This is a genomic window from Bacillus sp. COPE52, assembly GCF_003355115.1.
Classification (GTDB): domain Bacteria; phylum Bacillota; class Bacilli; order Bacillales; family Bacillaceae_G; genus Bacillus_A; species Bacillus_A toyonensis.
Genome location: NZ_CP031292.1, coordinates 5,298,356 through 5,316,860, shown reverse-complemented (window position 1 = coordinate 5,316,860; position 18,505 = coordinate 5,298,356). Strand labels below are relative to the sequence as shown.

Sequence of the window (18,505 nt, the reverse complement as noted above, 5' to 3'; positions counted from 1 at the left end):
AGGCATACACATGCTTGTCCTTCGAGCTGAATATAAGAATTAATATACTTTATCACCGTTGAAAATAGAGTTTTTCACGACAACATAATCTACAGTACGAATAGCATCTAATTTTGTTCCACCAGCGTAAGAGATAGAAGATTGAAGATCTTGTTCCATTTCGATTAAAGTGTCTTCTAAAGAACCTTTATGCTCCACGAACATTTTCTTACCTTCAACGTTTTTCTTCTCACCTTTTTGGAATTCAGAAGCTGAACCGAAGTATTCTTTATAAAGCTTTCCATCTTTTTCGATTGTTTCCCCTGGAGACTCTTCATGACCAGCGAATAGAGAACCGACCATAACCATAGTTGCCCCAAATCGAATAGATTTAGCTACATCACCGTGTGTACGAATACCACCGTCAGCAATAATCGGCTTACTTGCAGCTTTTGCACACCAGCGAAGTGCAGCTAACTGCCAACCACCAGTTCCAAAGCCTGTTTTAATTTTAGTAATACAAACTTTACCGGGTCCAATACCAACTTTTGTTGCGTCAGCGCCAGCGTGTTCTAATTCTCTTACCGCTTCTGGAGTTCCAACGTTTCCAGCGATAACAAAGCTTTCTGGTAAATGTTTTTTAATATGTTGAATCATGTTGATCACAGCATTAGAGTGACCGTGTGCGATATCGATTGTAATGTATTCAGGTGAAAGTTGCTCAGCGGCTAATTGTTGTACGAATTCGTATTCGTCTTCTTTAACACCAACGCTGATTGAAGCAATTAATCCACGTGATTGCATATCTCTAATGAATGAGATTCGTTTCTCTGGCTGGAAACGATGCATGATATAGAAGTAATTATTTTCAGCTAAATAAGTTGCGATTCTTTCATCTATAATCGTTTGCATATTTGCAGGTACGACAGGTAATTTAAATTTATGTTTTCCTAAAGTGACAGTTGTATCACATTCAGATCGACTGTTTACAATACATTTTGCAGGAATTAATTGAATATCTTCATAGTCAAATACGTTTTCCATCGTTTACACCCCCTAAAATACGAATATTTTATTTGTTTCGTTTGAAAATGTTCGTCCAAAGGATAATTTACATTATTTTCACTAATAAGTCAAAGGTTTTAATGTTTATATAAAAAAATTAAGTTGATTTAAGTCTACTGTAGGTTTATATCGTCAAAATTTGTTTTAACATAACATGATTTAATGTAAAATTATGTGTGGTATAGGAAAAATCAAATATGTAAATTTAGGAGAGCTATTAATGAAACGATTAGTGTATATGGACTGGTTGCGTGTGTTAGCGACAATCGCAGTAGTTACAATTCATGTCTCCGCTGGTTATGTTTCCACATTGGATGCAAATAACGTTTCGCGTTGGTTGTCTGGGAATCTTTTTGAGTCACTTTCACGCGCTAGCGTTCCAATCTTTGTGATGATTAGTGGAGCTTTATTATTAAAGGGTACGAAAGATATTTCTATTGGAGAATTTATACAGAAACGTGCAAGTAAGGTAATTATACCTTTTGTAGCTTGGAGTGTTTTATTTTATTTATACGGAGCTTATGCAGGATATTTCCCACGTTCTATAAAACAGGGGATAAAATATTTTCTAACAGATAGTATTGGTGGACATTTATGGTTCATGTACATGATTGTAGGGATATACTTAATTACACCTTTACTGAAAATTTTTGTGAAGAATGCTCAAAAGAAAGAGATAGAGTATTTTTTAATTTTATGGTTATATGCATCTGTTGTCGTTAATTTGGCAAAATATTATTATCCTATCAACTTTAATATTGAATTATTTTACGTTACAAATTATGTAGGCTATTTCCTGCTTGGTTATTATTTATCCAATTATGATATTGTGAAAAAGTGGAGGAATTTTGCTTACATTGGAGGAATTGTAGGATTTATTATTACATTCTTTGTTACATATTATTATACAGTTCAGGCAAACGGACAATTGGATCAGTTTTGGTATGGATACTTTTCTCCAGGTGTTGTACTTATGGCAATTAGCTTATTTGTATTTTTTAAATATTCTTTCGGAAATTCAGAAAAAAAATTACCATTTGTATTACGCGGTATAAATCAAGCGAGCCTTGGTATTTATATCCTTCACTTTTTCTTATTAAATAACTATCTGTACAGAGTATTTCCAAAGGTGAATGAACATGCACATGCAATATTGGCAATACCTATTAATGTAACAATCACAATTGTTCTTAGTATGGTAATTACTTTAGTATTGCAAAGAATACCAGTTGTAAAAAAATTAGTTCCATAAAAGATGAATACAATTTAGAGGGGCAGACTTATAATTAAGGCTGTCCTTTATTATTTAAGAATTATACGTAGATAAATTGAAACTTAAATGAATTGAAAACATTGATTTAATATAGTATCTTGGTATAACTTGACGTTAAATATGGAGAGTATAGTTATTTAAATATAAAATTCAAATGAGGTTAGTATATGAGTAAAAAAGAATTTAGTAATTATGCATTAAGTAAAGAAATAATACGAGCACTTACTGGTTTAGGATATGAACATCCAACAGAAGTGCAAGGAGAGGTTATTCCAGTTGCATTGAAAAAGAAGGATCTTGTTGTAAAATCGCAAACTGGAAGTGGAAAAACAGCTTCATTCGGTATTCCACTTTGTGAAATGGTGGAATGGGAAGAGAATAAGCCACAAGCATTAGTTTTGACGCCGACGAGAGAACTTGCTGTTCAAGTGAAAGAAGATATTACGAATATAGGCCGCTTCAAAAGAATTAAGGCTGCGGCCGTTTATGGTAAGTCTCCATTTGCACGTCAAAAATTAGAGTTAAAACAAAAGACACATATCGTAGTGGGGACTCCTGGCCGTGTGTTAGATCATATTGAAAAAGGTACCCTTTCTTTAGAATGTCTGAAGTATTTAGTCATTGATGAAGCAGATGAAATGCTAAATATGGGCTTTATTGATCAAGTAGAGGCAATTATTGATGAATTACCTACACAGCGAATGACAATGCTATTTTCGGCAACACTTCCAGAAGATGTTGAAAAGTTATCCCGTACGTATATGGATTCGCCAACGCATATTGAAATTAAGGCTGCCGGGATTACCACAGAAAAAATTGAACATACACTTTTTGAGACGAGAGAAGAGGAGAAGCTTTCACTTCTTAAAGATGTAACAACAATTGAGAATCCAGATAGTTGTATTATTTTTTGCCGTACACAAGAAAATGTAGATCACGTATTTAGACAGTTAAACCGTGTTAACTATCCTTGTGACAAAATACATGGTGGTATGGTGCAAGAAGATCGTTTTGAAGTTATGGACGATTTTAGAAAAGGAAAGTTCCGTTATTTAGTAGCAACAGACGTAGCTGCTAGAGGAATTGATATTGATAATATTACACATGTTATTAACTATGATATTCCGTTAGAAAAAGAAAGTTATGTACATCGTACGGGAAGAACGGGACGAGCTGGCAATAAAGGAAAAGCTATTACATTCATAACTCCGTATGAAAATAGATTTTTAGAAGAAATTGAGGCGTACATCGGCTTTGAAATTCCAAAGGCATATGCACCTTCAAAAGAAGAGGTTATGAAAGGGAAGGCAGTATTTGAGGAAAAAATACATGCTAAACCAATTATAAAGAAAGATAAAAGTGCAGACTTAAATAAAGGGATTATGAAGCTGTACTTTAATGGTGGGAAGAAAAAGAAAATTAGAGCGGTAGATTTTGTTGGCACAATTGCTAAAATTAAAGGTGTTACAGCAGAAGATATAGGAATTATTACGATACAGGACAATGTTTCTTACGTTGAAATATTAAATGGAAAAGGACCAATTGTTTTAAAGACCATGAAAACTACAACGATTAAAGGGAAACAATTAAAAGTCCATGAAGCAATTAAGTAAATAAAAAAACTATCCACTGTAACAGGTGGATAGTTTTTTTATTTACGATTCTTTTAAATCGTCCACTAACTTCTCTGCCAATCGTCTGTACATATTACTCATCGTCACGAAGGATGTTAGTAATAAAAACTTTTCTAGCTTTTGATCTTCTAAGGAGGAAATCTCATTTACTTCCCTAATACGGTTATTTACGTCCTGGTTAAAGGTTTCCACATTGGTTTCAGTAAGAGCAAGATAATCTTTATAGAGAGTATTTAATTCGAATGTATCATCGTTTAGTAAAGGTACATTTATATTTTCTAAGGAGCTTTTTATGTCATTAATGGAAAGGGCTCCTTTTAATTGGTAAATTAAGCTAATTAAAATCATATGCTCTTTTGAATACTTTTTATTTTTAATAGGGATGAATAGTTTCCCTTTTGCGTAATTGTTAATCATTGTTTTTGTTAATACTTTTTCATCATCAGTTCTTGTTGTATCCGCATAAGTATTCTCAAATAGTTGAACAACTTGGTCTACATATAAGTCGACATTTGGGATATCCTCAAGTTTAATATTTTTTTCTAAATGTAATGATTCAAGTAATTTATTTATATTTTCCACGTAAAACCCCTCACTTTTATAACTTAGTGGAACTGAATGTTTAGTATATCTTTAAATATGGTATTACGAAACAAGTGAATTGTAAATGTTGACTAGTATAAATAATGCGTATATAATTACATGTAGTTATTAAAACTACATGTAATTATATGAGGGGTGTTTATATGAATGCTTATGTAAGAGAACCGGTTAATGCATTTACTCACTTAGGAGGAGCTGTATTAGCATTTATTGCATTATTAGCTATGCTTGTGAAAGTTTCTGTTAAGATGCCATCTTTTGCTGCAATTACAGCTGTTATTTTATTCGGTATTGGGATGATGGTCCTTTATATGGCATCAGCTGTGTATCATAGTGTTGTAGCCAGTGAACGTGTTATTTATTTCTTTAGGAAGTTAGATCATTCTATGATTTTTATATTAATTGCAGGTACATATGCACCCTTTTGCTTAATTACATTAAGTTCGGCAAATGGTTTACTACTATTTTGTTTGGTTTATGCAACTGCGATTTGTGGTATTGTTTTTAAAATGTTTTGGTTTAATTGCCCAAGATGGTTATCGACAGGAATTTATCTTCTGATGGGTTGGTTAATTGTTCTATTCTTTGTACCGCTAGCTGAGAATTTAAGTACAGGAGGTATCCTTTTCTTAATACTTGGAGGTATTTTTTATACAATTGGTGGGTTTATTTATGGTGCTAAGCCAAAATGGTTGGAGTTTAAATATATGGGACACCATGAAATTTTTCATGTTTTCGTATTATTAGGAAGCCTGGCACACTTTTTAAGTGTATATTGTTACGTAATTTAACAAATCAGAACGTTTGGATAGCTTTTACTAAAATTTTTGGGTAATAAAAAATGATATAGAAAAATATAGATGTTGAAGAGCTACATAACTTAAAGGTTATGTAGCTTTTTATATAAAAGAAAATTTAAAATATTTAGAATTTATATCTTGGAATATGATAGGATAGATGTGTATTGAGATTATAAAATTTTATAATTGATGATAAGTGGGGGACTATATATATGGCGATACTTATAACGGGTGGAGCAGGATATATTGGTAGTCATACGTGTATAGAATTATTAAATAATAATTATAAAATTATAGTCGTAGATAATCTTTCAAATAGTTCAATAGAGTCTTTAAACCGAGTAAAAGAAATAACAGGGAAACAATTTAAATTTTATAATGAAAGTGTTTTAAATCGTGAAAAAATGAATGAGATTTTTTTGGGAAATAACATTGAAGCAGTTATTCATTTTGCTGGCTTCAAAGCAGTTGGGGAATCTACTACAATTCCGCTTACATATTATTATAATAATATTATAAGTACGATTATATTATGTGATGTAATGCAAAAACATAATGTGAAAAAATTTATTTTTAGTTCGTCTGCAACTGTATATGGAATTCCAAAAACATCACCAATTACGGAAGAATTTCCATTAAGCGTGACAAATCCATATGGGCAAACAAAGTTAATGATAGAGCAAATTATGCGTGATGTTGCAAAAGCTGATGGTGAATGGAGTATCGCGTTACTTCGTTATTTCAACCCATTTGGGGCGCATCAAAGTGGTCGTATTGGAGAAGATCCAAATGGGATTCCTAATAATTTAATGCCATATGTAACACAAGTAGCAGTAGGGAAGTTAAAGGAATTAAATATATTTGGAAATGACTATCCAACAAAAGACGGGACAGGTGTTCGTGATTATATTCACGTTGTTGACCTTGCAAAAGGACATGTAAAGGCACTTGAGAAAGTGCTTGAAACTACAGGAATAGATGCATATAACCTTGGTACAGGGAAAGGGTATAGTGTATTGGAGATGGTTAATGCTTTTGAGAAGGTTTCGGGCAAAAAAATACCTTATAAAATTATCGGGCGTCGTCCTGGGGACGTAGCGATATGTTTTGCTGATGTATCTAAAGCGAAGCGAGAATTAGGATGGGAAGCGGAATATGGATTAGAAGAAATGTGTTTAGATTCTTGGAGATGGCAGGTAAATAATAAAAATGGCTATCAAATGATTTAAGGAGGATACTTTATTTTTATTGTATTTATGTATAATAAAGGAACCAAAGGTCAGTAATAGTTTTCGTTGAGGAAAAGAAAATGAAAGAGAGTATTACTGACCATAGCACTTCAATAGGAATTTAATCTATTGAATGCTTTTATAAATTGGTGATTTGGAAAGAGAACTTAATGAATTCGAACAAGTTGTTTATGATATACGGTATTACCTTCTTGGCTTGCGTATGGCGGTATGCTTCGTCCAAAACAATTTGCGATAATATGGGAGTGGCTAGGATAAGAAATACGAATTTCATACAAGTCAACAGCGTCACCTAAATTAGCATAAAAAACTGCTAAGTTGTTCCCTTGTAAAATATATGGAAATACTACTTCCGCATTTTCACCAATTAGTACAGGTAATTTTACAGGATTAGAATAGTTAGACCAATCCCAAACCTCTATACTTACATAGTGTGCGTAAAATGCATCTAAATTTACAATGTTTACTACTGCTGAAACAGTTGCAGGCTCTCTTGTTAATACACCTGTGGAGTGAAAAACAGGTTGATTTGGATAATGAAGAGGCATAAATATCAAACCTTCCTTAAAATGATATGATTGTACTATATTTTATGCTAGGCATTAGTAGAATGAGATAGGGAAAATGTATCATTCTATTCATTTTTTATAGAAATTAAAAACGTATGATTGAAAAGTATTCCAACACTTGTATCCTTGTTAGAGTCCGTTTATAATCAAGGAATCCTATTGCATATTTTGATAGGTTTATTTATTATTGAAAGCGTTTTAAGTTTGCTCTTTTTTAAGGTAGGAAGTCTGACTTATTCAGATGAAAAACTATGTATGTAGTTTTAAATGGGAAGAAAAATAATATAGGTATCACTTTAAAGTGTGGGGAGGTTAAAAGTGTGAAAAGATAAGATTTTCACACGAATATATATGGGTTATGTAGGATTATTACTTTCAGGTGCAGCTTTATTTTTAAATAGTCTTGTTATATTAGGAAAAGCAGAGATGAAAAGCGCAGGTGTTTTTAATTTATTTGTGGGGGCATTACAAATTATCATTCCGTTCTATTTGATTATGATTTCTGATCAAAGTAATTGGACGGTATATTCATATGCAGCTACCTTTTTATTTGGATTAACTTATTTATATGTAGGTGTTACTTTTATAAAGGGAATGGATAGTAGTGGTCTAGGATGGTTCTGTATTTGGGTAGCGATTATTGCTTTATTCTATATGGTCGTTTCATTTGTTCAATTCAACGATGTTGTTAATGCGTTAACATGGTTTATGTGGGCATTACTTTGGTATTTATTCTTTGTATTAAATACACAAAAAAAGAATATCAATCAATATCTTGGAAGAATTGCTTTCGTACAATCATGGGTAACATTGACACTGCCTTCACTCTTTTATTTTATGGGAGTTTGGGGAGAGGGATTTGTATATGAACTATGGGTTTATGTATCAGTAATTTCTATTTTATATTTCTGTTATTGTATTTTTAAATATCGAGTACGTTAATGCGTCATATGTAGAAAAAACATGGAATCGTTAAACTGATTCCATGTTTTTTTATTTTAGCATTTATAATAAGGGAGGTAGTATTTTACAATTTATGAAAACGGGGATGATGAAGGTGAAAAAAGTATTGGTACTAGGGGGAACAAGATTTTTTGGTAAACATTTAGTAGAAGTACTGTTGCAAGTTGGACATGATGTAACGATTGCGACGAGGGGAGTTACTAAAGATTCCTTTGGAAGTGCAGTAAAAAGAATCATCGTAGATAGAGAAGACGAAAAAGAACTAGCAAAGCGTTTAGAAGGTAAAAGTTATGATATTGTATACGATAATTTATGCTATAGCTCAAATGCAGCGAAGAGAGCATGTGAAGTGTTAAAAGGAAAAACTAAGAAGTATATTATGACATCTTCAATGGCTGTCTATGAGCCTGCGCTAGGTCTGTTAGAAGAGGACTTTAATCCATATGAGTATGCAATCACGTATGGAGATAGGAATGATTTTAATTATAGTGAAGGTAAGAGATTAGCTGAGGCAGTTGTATTTCAACATGCAGCATTCCCAGTTGTTGCAGTGCGTTTTCCAGTTGTTATTGGAGAAAATGATTATACGAAAAGATTACAATTTTACGTTGAACATGTTGTGAAACAAGAGCCTATCGTTGTGGATCATGTAGATGGAGATTTGGCATTTATACATGAGAAAGAAGCAGGAGAGTTTTTAGCTTGGTGTGGGATGAAAAACATAGAAGGGCCGATTAATGCTTGTAGCAACGGGGTAGTTTCTACCAGAGAAGTTATTCGTTTCATAGAAGAAAATACGGGGATAAAAGCTCTCATTCAAGAAGTAGGAGATAATAAAGCGCCTTATAATGAAGTAATTAATTGTACGTTACATAATGAAAAGGCTCGTGAATTGGGATTTCCATTCCGAGAGTTGAAACTAGAAATGAAAAATATTTTACGCCATTACATAAATACAATGAAGTAATCATAAATCCCCCGGTGGCAATCCGGGGGATTCTGGAGGATTTCGACAATACTGATTTTACATTACCAAATTTACCTTATACGCACGACTAATGTTTTTGTGATTGAATTGCTTGTAAATATTTCTCGTTTACCCGGTCCCAGTTCACTGTATGCCACCAGTTGGTAACAAACTCTGGGCGCCGATTTTGATACTTTAAATAATAGGCATGTTCCCATACATCAATGACGAGTAACGGGATCTTCCCTTCTTGCAAAGGTGTATCTTGATTCGGTGTACTCATAACAGAAAGTTCTTCACCGTCAAGAACAAGCCATCCATATCCACTTCCAAAACGACTAATGGCCGCTTTGGACAGTTGGTCTTTTAAGTTGTCAAAGGTATTGAAATAATAATCAATTCCTTTTGCAACGTCTCCATTAGGCTCGCCGCCACCTCGAGGGCTCATCACTTCCCAAAAAAGACTATGACAATAATGACCACCACCGTTATTTCTAACTGCTGTAATAATTTCCATTGGTAAATCATCCAAATTACATAGTAACTCTTCTAAAGATTTATTATGTAATTCAGTATAGTTTTCTAAAGCAGCATTTAAATTGTTTACATATGTCGCATGGTGCTTTCCGTGATGAATAGAAAGTGTATTGCTATCAATATATGGCTCTAATTCATCATAGTCATATGAAAGCTTTGGCAATTGAAATGAAGACATAATATTACCTCCTTTCTAGTTTAAAAGTTGGTCTAGGTAAAAATATTTTACCTGAGTCAAAAATACACTTATTTTTCATAGAAGTCAAGAGAGATTTCTATAATTTTCTGAAAATATTACAATAAAAGTAACACTTTCACTTTCGTTTGTGACTATTATCCTTTTTGCTTATACTGTAAATTAGTAGCGTTTGTTGAAATAGAAGGAGATTGTTTATGAGTAAAACGAAACAATTAATAGAGGAAGCGAGTAATTTTATTACTACTTGCTATAAAGAGCTTAATAAAGAGCAATTCATAGAAGAGCGTATAAAAGAAATTCACATGGAAATAGAGAGAACGGGAACGTATGAGCATACATTTGAAGAACTTGTTCATGGTTCGCGAATGGCATGGCGTAATAGTAATAGATGTATTGGAAGGTTATTCTGGAGTAAGATGCACATATTAGATGCACGTGAAGTGAATGATGAAGAAGGTGTATATAATGCGTTAATTCATCACATTAAATATGCAACGAACGACGGGAAAGTTAAACCGACAATTACAATTTTTAAGCAATATGAAAGTGAAGAAAATAATATACGAATTTATAATCATCAATTAATTCGATATGCAGGATATAAAACAGAAATGGGAGTAATCGGTGATTCTCATTCCGCTACATTTACGGATTTTTGTCAGGAACTTGGCTGGCAAGGAGAAGGTACGAATTTTGATGTATTACCGCTTGTATTTTCTGTTGATGGAAAAGAGCCTATATATAAAGAAATTCCAAAAGAAGAAGTAAAAGAAGTACCAATTGAGCATCCAGATTACCCAATCTCATCTTTAGAAGTGAAATGGTATGGAGTGCCGATGATTTCAGATATGCGTTTAGAGATTGGTGGTATTTCTTATACGGCAGCTCCGTTTAATGGATGGTATATGGGGACGGAAATTGGAGCTCGGAACTTAGCTGATCAGGATCGTTATAATTTACTTCCAGCAGTTGCAGAAATGATGAATTTAGATACATCAAGAAATAGCACGTTATGGAAAGACAAGGCATTAATTGAGTTGAACATTGCTGTATTATATTCATTTAAAAAACAAGGAATTAGTATTGTTGACCACCATACTGCTGCACAACAATTTCAGCAATTTGAGAAGCAAGAAGCTGCCTGTGGTCGCGTTGTAACAGGAAATTGGGTATGGTTAATACCGCCATTATCGCCAGCTGCCACTCATATTTATCATAAACCGTATCCGAATGATATTTTGAAGCCAAATTTCTTTCATAAATAATATTTAGTATAGGGGGATTTCCTGTAAAATATAAAATTTTTTTAATTACTGTTATGTAGCAAATGGAAGCCTTTACTCTCGGTTATTTTTGGCAGGAGCTTTTTGAACCAGGGAGTTCCTTATGTTATAATCAAATTTCTGTTTCGAAGACCTTATAGACATATAAGGTCTTTTGTTTTGCTTTTTTATGTAAGAGGAATAGAATGTTTCTTTTAAATAAGGGATTTAGCATATTTTTAGGGACAACATAAGTATGTGGAAAATTGATGAATTATTATATTTATATAGTAATTGTGTTTTGGGTTTAAACAAGAAAACATAATAAAGTTGTTTTTTTAGATTGCTGAGGAAGGAGGATGTGTAAATGAGGATGAAGAATCAAAAAACAGATTGGCCTGTATTTCTTATTAGTGGTGGTTCGCTTTTATTATTTGTAATCGCAGTTTTCTTAAATAAAGGTTATGTAGAGGGAGCTATTAATCGCAGTTTTGCATTTTCAATTAAGTACTTCGGGGCTTTTTGGCAGATTTTATTGTTAGGTACATTTATTGTTGCGATGTGTATGGCATTCTCGAAATATGGGAAGGTCAAACTAGGTAATTTAGAAAAACCTGAGATTAGTACGGCGAAGTGGCTTGCTATTATTATGTCTACACTACTTGCCGGAGGTGGCGTTTTTTGGGCAGCGGCAGAGCCAATGTACCATTTGATGACGGTGCCACCGATACATGAAGGTATATCTGCTGGAACGAAAGAAGCAGTCATGCCTGCTTTAGCACAAAGTTATATGCATTGGGGATTTTTAGCTTGGACGATTTTAGGTACAATTAGTGCGGTAGTTATGATGTATGGACATTATCATAAAGGTATGCCGTTAAAACCTCGTACGCTTTTATATCCTATTTTTGGAGAGAAATTGCGAAAGAGTTTGCTTGGAACGATGATTGATGCATTTGCAATTATTGCAGTAGCTGCAGGAACAATTGGTCCGATCGGATTTTTAGGCTTACAAGCAAGTTATGGCTTACAAGCATTATTCGGAATTTCCGACGTGTTTACTACTCAATTAGCAATTATTATTTGTGTGGTAGCTGTTTCTACTATATCTGCGGTAACGGGTATTGATAAAGGGATTCAAATAATAAGTGATTTAAATGTTAAACTAGCGATTTTATTGATGGTGTTTGTGTTATTCTTTGGACCAGGTGGATTTATTATTGATTCATTTGTTTCTTCGTTTGGGTTTTATATAAATGAGTTTATACCAATGAGCACATACCGCGGGGATACAGGTTGGTTAGGATCTTGGACAATCTTTTTCTGGGGATGGTTTATTGGATATGGACCAATGATGGCAATTTTAGTGAGTCGAATTTCAAGAGGAAGAACGATTCGCGAAATCATCGTTGCAATTGGAATTATTGCACCTATTATTACAACGTTCTGGTTCACTATATTGGGGGGATCGGGTGTATTTTATGAATTAATGAAGCCTGGATCTATATCGAACGCTTTAAGTGAATCTGGTATGCCAGCAGCTATGATTGCAATTACAGAGCAACTGCCACTATCTAATATTATTGGACCGGCATTTCTTTTATTAACAATTTTATTTGTAGTAACAACAGGAGATTCAATGGCTTATTCCATTTCAATGGCAGTGACTGGAGATGGAGATCCTAGAATTAGCTTGCGAATTTTTTGGTCGCTTATTATGGGAGCAGTTGCAGCAATTCTTTTATATATGGGAGAAGGAAGCATTAATGCATTACAATCTTTCATTGTAGTGACAGCTGTTCCGGTATCAATTTTGTTATTCCCGATGCTGTGGCTGGCACCTAAAGTTGCAGGAGAATTAGCATTGAAGCAAGGCATTGTACAAGAAAAAGATAAAACTGCTTTCTTATTCCAGAAAGCTAGTAAATCAAAATAAATGATAAATAAACACTGAAAAGAGGAAGCATTTTAAATGAGATGCTTCCTCTTTTTCGTTTAGTCTAATACTTTTCCCTTTGTTTCGGGCACACATAATAACATTGTAATTAATCCGATTGGATAGATGATGAAAATTAAGGATAATGCTCCAAGTAAATTTCCGCCTGTAGCGAGTAAACCGATAATAACAGGGCCAAATCCAGCTAAACCACGTCCTGTACTGAAAATAAAGTTTTCCGCTGTAGAGCGAGCTTCGGCGGGATAGTTTTCAGCTAAAATGGCTCCGAATCCGCCCATCATTCCATTTGCAAAGAATCCGAGCAATGCACTTCCCCATAATAATAATGTTGAATCTGTGAATAGGAAGAAGTAAATAAGACAGTATATAGTACCACCGATATAATAGATTGCAAAAGTTTTACGACGACCAATTTTATCAGCCAGAATACCAAAGGTTGCAATTCCAATGAGCATGCCAATCGTAGAGATGAACATCCAACCGCTCGCCTTTGCTAATGTATAGTTATATTTATTTGCTAAAATAGTTGGCATCCATGTGAAAATCCCATAATATCCGAAGTTCTGGATAAACGACATAATAATAAGACCAATTGTTGTTATTGTTACTTTTTTATTTGCAAATAACTTTTTAAGTGGGAATTTTTTTATTTGTTTTAGATGTTCTGCTTCAGTAGTTGTTAAAATACCATCAGCTTCTTTTTGTAACAATTCCTTTTTGTATCGTTGTTTTTGCTCCCATATTTTCGGTTCACTTAAACTTTTACGTACATAAACAGCTAGTAAAGCTGGAATTAGTCCGAATAAGAAAACAGCTCTCCATCCAAAATGCGGGACAATAAATGCTGGAAGAAGTGAAGCTACTAAAACACCAAATTGCCATCCAAGTGCAACGACCGATGTTGCCTTAGCACGCATTTCTTTTGACCATGTTTCAGTTACGATGGCCATTCCAATTCCGAATTCACCACCAACTCCCATTCCAACTAAAAAGCGAAGAATTAATAATTGCCAGTAATCTGTTGCGAAATAAATGAGTGCTGTTGCTAGTGAAAATAGTAAGATGGTGAAGGCCATTGTACGGATACGACCAAATAAATCAGCGATAAACCCAAATAAATAAGAACCAATTAGCATACCAATTGTCGTAGCTAATGTTAAGTTCCCACCTTCAACAGAGCTTAAATGAAACTCTTTTAAAATATAGACGAGTACGAAAGATAAGAGCAGCATATCTAAACCTTCTGCGGCGTATCCTAGTGCAGAACCAAACAGTGTTTTATATCTTTTCTCTTTCGTCTCCTCTGTTGTTTGTACATCAGTGGTGATGTTCATTATTATTCCTCCTTATTTTCTTCTACAGTCGCTATGGAAGAATAACAAAAGGCCTTCTCACCTGATATGATGAGAAGGCCCAAAAAGCATACGTATCTCTAAAAAAGAACATACGTATATAGTATTCCGACTTCCTTCTCAACCTCACGGGGTTGGGTTAAAGGACTGTATGATATTACTTTATTTTTAGCACTCTTCTATTACATTGTCAAATAAAGAGGAGATTTCCATGTGTAAAATATTTCAAAAAACATTTCATTCTTCTTGACGCCTACTTCGTTATTTTCCCATAATAAAACTAACTAAATAAAAAGGAATGAATCAAAGATGTTAAATTTAGTACTCATGATGATTGAACGCGTCGGACTTATCGTTATTTTAGGATTTTTACTCTCTCATATTAAAACGTTTAGGCGCCTTCTCCATAGGCAGGACGGATATGTAGATAAGCTTAAGCTTATTTGTATTTTTTCTGTGTTTACAATTGTAAGCAATTACACCGGTATTGAAATAGCAGGAAATACGATTATGAATGAAAATTGGCTACAAGGTGTTTCTTCATCAAGTACCATTGCGAATACACGTATTATGGGTGTGGGTATTAGTGGTTTACTTGGTGGACCAATCGTAGGAGTTGGGGTAGGAGTTATCGCTGGTATTCATCGTTATATGCTCGGTGGTACGACAGCGCTAAGTTGTGCAATTTCTTCTATTTTAGCAGGGATTATAACAGGGTATATCGGATACATTTTCAAAAAATATAACCGTACAATTACACCTAAGTTTTCAGCAATTTTAAGTGTTGTTATCGTTTCTTTAGAAATGATTATGATCCTATTAATTGTAGAGGATGGAATTAGTATTGTGAAAACAATTGCGATACCAATGATCCTTGTAAATAGTTTTGGAAGTTTTATTTTACTTTCTATGATACAAGCTATTTTGCGTCAGGAAGAGAACGCAAAGGCACTTCAGACCCATAAGGTATTACGTATTGCTGATAAAACGTTACCGTATTTTCGCCAAGGCTTAACAGAAGAATCGTGTAAGCATGTGGCACAAATTATTCACCGCTTTACAGGAACAGATGCGGTATCCTTAACAGATACAGAGAAAATATTAGCTCATGTTGGATTAGCATCAGATCACCATATTCCTTCACATAGTTTAATAACTGGTTTATCGAAAGAAGTGTTAAACACAGGGAAAATAATGAAAGCAAAATCACGTGAGGTTATTAATTGTCAACATGAAGGTTGTCCCTTGCAAGCGGCGATCGTTATTCCACTCACTTCACATGGAAATACGATAGGGACATTAAAACTGTATTTCAAAAATCCTAACCAATTAAGTCGTGTGGAAGAGGAATTAGCAGAAGGGTTGGCAAAAATATTCTCTACACAACTTGAATTAGGTGAAGCTGAATTGCAAAGCAAATTATTGCAAGATGCGGAGATAAAAGCATTACAAGCACAAATTAACCCGCACTTTTTATTTAATGCGATTAATACAGTATCAGCTTTATGCCGAACCGATGTAGAAAAAGCAAGGAAGTTATTATTACAGCTTAGTGTGTATTTCCGCTGTAATTTGCAAGGGGCACGTCAGTTATTGATTCCACTAGAACAAGAATTAAACCATGTACAGGCATACTTATCACTAGAACAAGCAAGGTTCCCAAATAAGTATGGAGTAAAGCTGTATATTGAGGAAGAGCTAAAGACAACTCTAGTACCACCATTTGTTCTTCAATTATTGGTTGAAAATGCATTGCGGCACGCTTTTCCAAAGAAACAACCAGTATGCGAAGTAGAAGTGCATGTGTTTGAAAGAGAAGGTATGGTTCACTTTGAAGTGAAGGATAATGGGCAGGGAATTGAGATAGAACGTTTAGAACAATTAGGGAAAATGGTAGTTTCATCAAAGAAAGGGACTGGAACAGCTTTATATAATATTAATGAACGTCTAGTCGGTTTATTTGGGAAAGACACGATGCTTCATATTCAAAGTGAATTAAATAAGGGGACGGAGGTTACCTTTATAATTCCAAAAAAAGTAGGGGAGGAAGAACGGGTTGTTAAAAGTATTAGTAGTTGATGATGAGATGTTAGCACGTGATGAGCTAAAATATTTATTAGAAAGAACGAAAGAAGTTGAGATAATTGGTGAGGCTGATTGTGTGGAAGACGCATTAGAGGAACTAATGAACCATAAACCAGATATTGTATTTCTGGATATTCAATTATCCGATGATAATGGATTTGAAATCGCAAATATATTAAAAAAGATGAAAAATCCTCCTGCGATTGTATTTGCAACGGCCTATGATCAATACGCATTACAAGCATTTGAAGTAGATGCGTTAGATTATATTTTAAAACCATTCGATGAAGAACGCATTGTACAGACATTGAAGAAATATAAAAAGCAAAAACAAGCGAAAATAGAAACGAAGCAAGAAATAAAGGGGACAGATGTAACAGCAGAGATGCATAAATTAGCACTGCCAATTGAGGAATCAATCGTACTTGTAAATATTGAAGATATTATATATGTAGGACTCGTAGATGGAAAAGTAACAGTAAAAACAATGAGAGAAACATATGTAACACACGATACACTTGTAATTTTGGAAAAGAAGTTACCACAAACAAGTTTTATGCGTGTTCATCGTAGTTTTATTGCAAATATTAATCATATTACAGAAGTGCAGCCGTGGTTCAATTCTACTTATAATTTAATTATGAAAGAAGGATCAAAAGTACCTGTTAGCCGTACATATGCAAAAGAACTTAAAAAGCTGCTTCGTATTTAAGAAGCAGCTTTTGTATTTCATCCTCTTATTTTTGTAACTGATTCTGTATATGTGACGCTCTGTTTTGTAAACGCTTACTAAAACGTGTACATCTTATACAATAAAGGTACCAAATCGAAAGAGGTGGCCAAAATGAGTAAGAAAAAAGTATATAGTTTTTTATCACAAGCATTCATATTCTCAGCTATTATGTTAATTTCTAATATTATTGCAACACATTTACCAATTCCGATGCCTTCATCGGTAATCGGGTTAGTCATTTTATTTAGTCTATTATGCTTAAAAGTTATTAAATTAGAGCAGGTTGAATCACTCGGAACAGCTTTAACAGGTATTATCGGATTCCTTTTCGTCCCATCAGGTATTTCAGTTATTAATTCTCTTGGTGTAATGGGACAATATTTTGTACAAATACTAACTGTAATTGTTGTCGCAACAATTATTTTACTCGCTGTAACAGGGTTATTTGCACAATTTATTTTAGGAAAAGATGACAAAGAAACAAAAGATACAAAAGAATTGAAAGTAGTCAATAAAGGACGCAAGCACGGAAAAGTTGCGTAACCATTTTAGTATATATTGTTAGGGGGGAATGAACATGGCAAGTACAATGACTCCATATTTCGGAATCGTCGTTTCATTAATCGCATACGGAATCGGCACATTATTATTTAAGCACTCAAAAGGATTCTTCTTATTTACACCGTTATTCGTGGCAATGGTATTAGGGATTGTCTTTCTAAAGGTAGGTAATTTTACTTTTGAAGAATATAATACTGGCGGAAAAATGATTAGTTTCTTCTTAGAGCCAGCAACAATCGCATTTGCCATTCCATTATATAAACAAGTTGATAAGTTAAAAAAATATTGGTGGCAAATTTTATCGGCTATCGTGGTTGGATCTATTTGTTCAGTAATTGTCGTATTCATTGTAGCAAAGGCAATTGGTTTAGATACAGCAGTAATGAATTCAATGTTACCACAGGCAGCAACAACAGCGATTGCATTACCAATCTCTGAAAGTATTGGTGGTATTCCAGCCATAACATCGTTTGCAGTTATTTTTAACGCAGTTATCGTATACGCATTAGGAGCATTATTTTTAAAAACATTTAGAGTGAAACATCCAATTGCGAAAGGTCTAGCACTTGGAACAGCAGGTCATGCATTAGGTGTTGCGGTAGGAATTGAAATGGGTGAAGTAGAGGCAGCTATGGCAAGTATTGCTGTAACAGTAGTTGGGGTTGTAACAGTTGTCGTCATACCGATGTTCATGCCATTCATTGGATAGTAAAACT

General features: G+C 34.0%; 17 protein-coding genes. 12 read left to right on the top strand and 5 right to left on the bottom strand.

Annotated features, from left to right (window positions below):
• Positions 1-39: 39 nt before the first annotated feature.
• Positions 40-1,023: a GMP reductase gene (gene guaC, locus DPQ31_RS26940; RefSeq protein WP_000432439.1), complete on the bottom strand. Its 984-nt coding sequence runs from the start codon at positions 1,021-1,023 to the stop codon at positions 40-42.
• A 241-nt stretch (positions 1,024-1,264) separates the two neighbouring features.
• Between guaC and DPQ31_RS26935 the strand changes: the two genes are divergently transcribed.
• Positions 1,265-2,296 (top strand): acyltransferase, encoded by a 1,032-nt coding sequence (locus DPQ31_RS26935; RefSeq protein ID WP_000827024.1) that lies wholly within the window; start codon positions 1,265-1,267, stop codon positions 2,294-2,296.
• A 188-nt stretch (positions 2,297-2,484) separates the two neighbouring features.
• Positions 2,485-3,930, top strand: coding sequence for a DEAD/DEAH box helicase (locus tag DPQ31_RS26930; RefSeq protein WP_097958152.1), 1,446 nt, complete (start codon positions 2,485-2,487; stop codon positions 3,928-3,930).
• A 42-nt stretch (positions 3,931-3,972) separates the two neighbouring features.
• Here the strand turns inward: DPQ31_RS26930 and DPQ31_RS26925 are convergent, their stop codons facing one another.
• The gene (locus tag DPQ31_RS26925; RefSeq protein ID WP_000427895.1) at positions 3,973-4,533 is read right to left on the bottom strand and encodes a DUF1836 domain-containing protein; all 561 of its coding nucleotides are present in this window, start codon (positions 4,531-4,533) and stop codon (positions 3,973-3,975) included.
• A gap of 164 nt (positions 4,534-4,697) precedes the next feature.
• On the opposite strand from DPQ31_RS26925, the gene DPQ31_RS26920 reads away from it, so the two are divergent.
• Entirely contained in the window at positions 4,698-5,345 is a 648-nt protein-coding gene (locus DPQ31_RS26920; RefSeq protein WP_000995372.1) for a PAQR family membrane homeostasis protein TrhA, read from the top strand.
• 221 nt (positions 5,346-5,566) lie between these two features.
• Positions 5,567-6,583 carry a UDP-glucose 4-epimerase GalE gene (gene galE / locus DPQ31_RS26915; RefSeq protein WP_000996156.1) on the top strand — a complete coding sequence of 339 codons (1,017 nt, stop codon included), beginning with the start codon at positions 5,567-5,569 and terminating at the stop codon, positions 6,581-6,583.
• A gap of 167 nt (positions 6,584-6,750) precedes the next feature.
• Here galE and DPQ31_RS26910 read toward each other — a convergent pair whose 3' ends face one another.
• Positions 6,751-7,152 (bottom strand): hypothetical protein, encoded by a 402-nt coding sequence (locus tag DPQ31_RS26910; protein WP_087969750.1) that lies wholly within the window; start codon positions 7,150-7,152, stop codon positions 6,751-6,753.
• Between the two features lie 372 nt (positions 7,153-7,524).
• On the opposite strand from DPQ31_RS26910, the gene DPQ31_RS26905 reads away from it, so the two are divergent.
• Positions 7,525-8,115, top strand: coding sequence for an AmiS/UreI family transporter (locus DPQ31_RS26905; protein WP_000542573.1), 591 nt, complete (start codon positions 7,525-7,527; stop codon positions 8,113-8,115).
• 94 nt (positions 8,116-8,209) lie between these two features.
• Positions 8,210-9,103, top strand: a complete 894-nt coding sequence (locus tag DPQ31_RS26900; protein WP_106080654.1) for an NAD-dependent epimerase/dehydratase family protein — start codon at positions 8,210-8,212, stop codon at positions 9,101-9,103.
• Between the two features lie 88 nt (positions 9,104-9,191).
• Here the strand turns inward: DPQ31_RS26900 and sodA are convergent, their stop codons facing one another.
• Positions 9,192-9,818, bottom strand: a complete 627-nt coding sequence (gene sodA, locus DPQ31_RS26895) for a superoxide dismutase [Mn] (RefSeq protein WP_000094052.1) — start codon at positions 9,816-9,818, stop codon at positions 9,192-9,194.
• Positions 9,819-10,033: 215 nt separating this feature from the next.
• On the opposite strand from sodA, the gene DPQ31_RS26890 reads away from it, so the two are divergent.
• Together DPQ31_RS26890 and DPQ31_RS26885 are read left to right on the top strand one after the other, a co-directional pair.
• A complete protein-coding gene (locus tag DPQ31_RS26890) occupies positions 10,034-11,104 on the top strand; it encodes a nitric oxide synthase oxygenase (RefSeq protein WP_000047638.1) in 1,071 nt (356 codons plus the stop codon).
• A 364-nt stretch (positions 11,105-11,468) separates the two neighbouring features.
• On the top strand, positions 11,469-13,037 hold the full coding sequence (locus DPQ31_RS26885; RefSeq protein WP_001242400.1) for a BCCT family transporter: 1,569 nt from the start codon (positions 11,469-11,471) through the stop codon (positions 13,035-13,037).
• A 59-nt stretch (positions 13,038-13,096) separates the two neighbouring features.
• Here the strand turns inward: DPQ31_RS26885 and DPQ31_RS26880 are convergent, their stop codons facing one another.
• Complete coding sequence (locus DPQ31_RS26880) at positions 13,097-14,392, bottom strand: MFS transporter (RefSeq protein WP_208731250.1); 1,296 nt, start codon at positions 14,390-14,392, stop codon at positions 13,097-13,099.
• Between the two features lie 327 nt (positions 14,393-14,719).
• Between DPQ31_RS26880 and lytS the strand changes: the two genes are divergently transcribed.
• The 4 genes from lytS to lrgB all read left to right on the top strand — a co-directional run bounded on the left by lytS (position 14,720) and on the right by lrgB (position 18,498).
• Complete coding sequence (gene lytS / locus DPQ31_RS26875; protein ID WP_000933602.1) at positions 14,720-16,489, top strand: two-component system sensor histidine kinase LytS; 1,770 nt, start codon at positions 14,720-14,722, stop codon at positions 16,487-16,489.
• Entirely contained in the window at positions 16,467-17,207 is a 741-nt protein-coding gene (locus DPQ31_RS26870) for a LytR/AlgR family response regulator transcription factor (protein WP_000921837.1), read from the top strand. The genes lytS and DPQ31_RS26870 overlap by 23 nt, the downstream gene beginning before the upstream one ends.
• Positions 17,208-17,339: 132 nt before the next feature.
• Complete coding sequence (gene lrgA, locus DPQ31_RS26865) at positions 17,340-17,771, top strand: antiholin-like murein hydrolase modulator LrgA (RefSeq protein WP_087969748.1); 432 nt, start codon at positions 17,340-17,342, stop codon at positions 17,769-17,771.
• A gap of 34 nt (positions 17,772-17,805) precedes the next feature.
• A complete protein-coding gene (lrgB, locus tag DPQ31_RS26860) occupies positions 17,806-18,498 on the top strand; it encodes an antiholin-like protein LrgB (protein WP_000168869.1) in 693 nt (230 codons plus the stop codon).
• Positions 18,499-18,505 lie beyond the last annotated feature (7 nt).

Coding starts and splice junctions, on each gene's coding strand:
- guaC (WP_000432439.1), bottom strand. CDS start 1,023: ATGGAAAACGTATTTGACTATGAAGATATTCAATTAATTCCTGCAAAA.
- DPQ31_RS26935 (WP_000827024.1), top strand. CDS start 1,265: ATGAAACGATTAGTGTATATGGACTGGTTGCGTGTGTTAGCGACAATC.
- DPQ31_RS26930 (WP_097958152.1), top strand. CDS start 2,485: ATGAGTAAAAAAGAATTTAGTAATTATGCATTAAGTAAAGAAATAATA.
- DPQ31_RS26920 (WP_000995372.1), top strand. CDS start 4,698: ATGAATGCTTATGTAAGAGAACCGGTTAATGCATTTACTCACTTAGGA.
- galE (WP_000996156.1), top strand. CDS start 5,567: ATGGCGATACTTATAACGGGTGGAGCAGGATATATTGGTAGTCATACG.
- DPQ31_RS26910 (WP_087969750.1), bottom strand. CDS start 7,152: ATGCCTCTTCATTATCCAAATCAACCTGTTTTTCACTCCACAGGTGTA.
- DPQ31_RS26905 (WP_000542573.1), top strand. CDS start 7,525: ATGGGTTATGTAGGATTATTACTTTCAGGTGCAGCTTTATTTTTAAAT.
- DPQ31_RS26900 (WP_106080654.1), top strand. CDS start 8,210: ATGAAAACGGGGATGATGAAGGTGAAAAAAGTATTGGTACTAGGGGGA.
- sodA (WP_000094052.1), bottom strand. CDS start 9,818: ATGTCTTCATTTCAATTGCCAAAGCTTTCATATGACTATGATGAATTA.
- DPQ31_RS26890 (WP_000047638.1), top strand. CDS start 10,034: ATGAGTAAAACGAAACAATTAATAGAGGAAGCGAGTAATTTTATTACT.
- DPQ31_RS26885 (WP_001242400.1), top strand. CDS start 11,469: ATGAGGATGAAGAATCAAAAAACAGATTGGCCTGTATTTCTTATTAGT.
- DPQ31_RS26880 (WP_208731250.1), bottom strand. CDS start 14,392: ATGAACATCACCACTGATGTACAAACAACAGAGGAGACGAAAGAGAAA.
- lytS (WP_000933602.1), top strand. CDS start 14,720: ATGTTAAATTTAGTACTCATGATGATTGAACGCGTCGGACTTATCGTT.
- lrgA (WP_087969748.1), top strand. CDS start 17,340: ATGAGTAAGAAAAAAGTATATAGTTTTTTATCACAAGCATTCATATTC.
- lrgB (WP_000168869.1), top strand. CDS start 17,806: ATGGCAAGTACAATGACTCCATATTTCGGAATCGTCGTTTCATTAATC.